The organism is Pseudonocardia sp. McavD-2-B (genome assembly GCF_024124365.1).
Classification (GTDB): Bacteria; Actinomycetota; Actinomycetes; order Mycobacteriales; family Pseudonocardiaceae; genus Pseudonocardia; species Pseudonocardia alni.
The window spans coordinates 1-2,163 of the sequence record NZ_JAMXSG010000474.1 but is presented as its reverse complement, the minus strand read 5'-3'; the positions used below and the strand labels follow the sequence as shown (position 1 = coordinate 2,163).

The 2,163-nt window shown below is 77.4% G+C and carries 1 protein-coding gene; it reads right to left on the bottom strand.

Features of this window, described 5'->3' with window-relative positions; translation table 11 throughout:
* Window positions 1-2,163: DUF3488 and transglutaminase-like domain-containing protein (locus NH602_RS30345; protein WP_253069624.1), on the bottom strand; the 2,163-nt coding region annotated here is incomplete at both ends.

The following is a 2,163-nucleotide window of genomic DNA, read 5'->3' as shown; positions in this document are numbered from 1 at the left end:
CCGCGATCGCCGTCCGCACCTCGTCCACCGGGCCGTCGAGCGTGCCGGGCTCGGGCAGCATCCCGCCGTACCAGCTCGCCTCGACCCGGCCCGCCAGCTCCCGCAGCGCCTCGGCGGGGCGCCCGGACAGGCCGTGCCGCTCGGTGATGCGGTCGGCGGCCGCACGGACGGTGTCCCCGGCCGGCACCGGGACCCCGTGGTCGCGGGAGGCGGCCAGGACCTCGTCCCATGCCGCCGCCGCAGCGCCGTCGCCGCCCGCCCGGGCCAGCCCGGCCCGGCGGGAGTACTGGTGCCGGCGCCACAGGCCCGGGGTCAGCACGACCGCGAGCACCGCGGCCGCCAGCAGCAGCGCCACGACCAGCGGCCACCAGGACCCGGTCGCGGCCGACGGCTGGTCGGCCGCCTGCTCCTCGGTGGGCGGAGGCTCCGGGGTGGGGCCACCGGCCTCGGGGGGCGGCGGCGTCGCGGACGGCTCGGGCTGCGGGGTCTGCTCGGCGGCGGGCGTGCCGCCGTCCTGCTCCCGGGCCTGCTGGACGTAGGCCGGGTCGATGGTGCGGCCGTCGGCGAGCGGGGTCGGGTCGAAGGTCATCCAGCCGTAGCCGGGGAACCACGCCTCGACCCACGCGTGGGCGTCCTCGGTGGTGATCGTGCGGGCCCCGGAGCCGTCGGCGTCGCCTGCGGTGAAACCGACCGCCACCCGGGCCGGGACGTCGACGGCGCGCAGCATGACCGCCATCGCCGAGGCGTACTGCTCGCAGTAGCCGGTCCGGCCGCGGGTCAGGAAATCGACCAGGGCGTCGCCGTTGCCACCCGGCGCGGTCGCCAGGCTGTAGGTGAACGGGGAGCCGGGCCCGGTGAAGTGGTCCTCCAGCGCCATCGCCCGGTCGAACGGCGTCGTGGCCCCGGCGGTCACCTCCCGGGCGATCGCGGTGACCCGCGGGTCGACACCGTCGGCGTCGAGGTAGGCCCGGTCGACCGTGGTCGGCCCGGACGCCGCGCGCAGCTGGTCGGCCGACGGCTCCGGCAGCCGCATCGACTGGGTCCAGCCGTCCTCGGACTGTGCGCGCTCGCTGTAGACGATGCCGCCGTCGGTGTCGTAGGCCCAGCTCGGTGAGTTCACCGCGATCCGGGTCGGGTCGCCGAACACCGGGAGCCAGTAGTCGCGGAAGCCCAGGTTCTCGACCTGCACGTCCTGCGACGCAGCCGGCCCGGACGTCGACGGCGGCAGCGGCCCGGTCAGCGGCACGCCCGGCAGCGGGCGCCCCGCCTTCCAGCCCTCCTGCGGCACGTAGGTCTGCAGGGTGAGCGCGCGCAGGTAGGTCGGGGTCTGGAGTCCACGGACGCCGAACAGCGGCCGCGGCTCGCTGCGGGTCAGCTGCCCGCGCAGCGAGGTGAACGGGTTCAGCCCGATCGAGCCGTCGGCGTCGCCCCCGGTCCCGCCGGTGGCGTCGAAGCGACCCGAGGTCCCCACCGACGATGCCAGCAGTCCGGCCAGCAGCGAGCCCACGACGGCGACCGCGACGACCGCGGCTCCGGCCGGGATCTGCCGCAGCCGGTCCGGACGCAGGAGCAGCAGCACGCCGTAGCCGAGCGTCGCCGCGACCACGGTCCACCAGGGCAGCAGGCCCGGCTGCAGCGCCGTCGGCACCGCGAACACCACCAGCAGCGGCACCCCGGCCGCGGCCGGGGCGGCCACGGTCACCGCGAGCCCGAACACCGCGATCGCGATCGTGCCGAACCCGAGGGTGACCAGCAGCAGGATCTCCGGGCTCGCCGCGACCGGCGGCAGGCCGCTGTCGATCTGCTGCCCGGCCCCGCCGAGCAACCCCGACAGCTCGGCGAACGCCGACGGCCCGGGGAGCACCCCGAGCACGCCGCTGCCGGTGAACCACGCGGTCACCAGCAGGATCAGGGCCAGCAGCTGGCCGGGCGCGACCAACCAGGCCCGCAGCGGCAGCAGCAGGCCGCCGACCAGCGAGACCAGCACGACCGCGACGGCGGCGTGGGCGAACCAGGCCGCGCCCTGCACGACCGAGCTCATCGCCGTCCCGGCGAGCAGCACCGCGACGGCCGTCGCGACCGGTCCCAGTACGACCGTCCAGGCCGGGGCACCCGGCGTCCGGCCCGCGGGGGCGGCGTCGGGGACGGGCGCGGCGGGCGGCG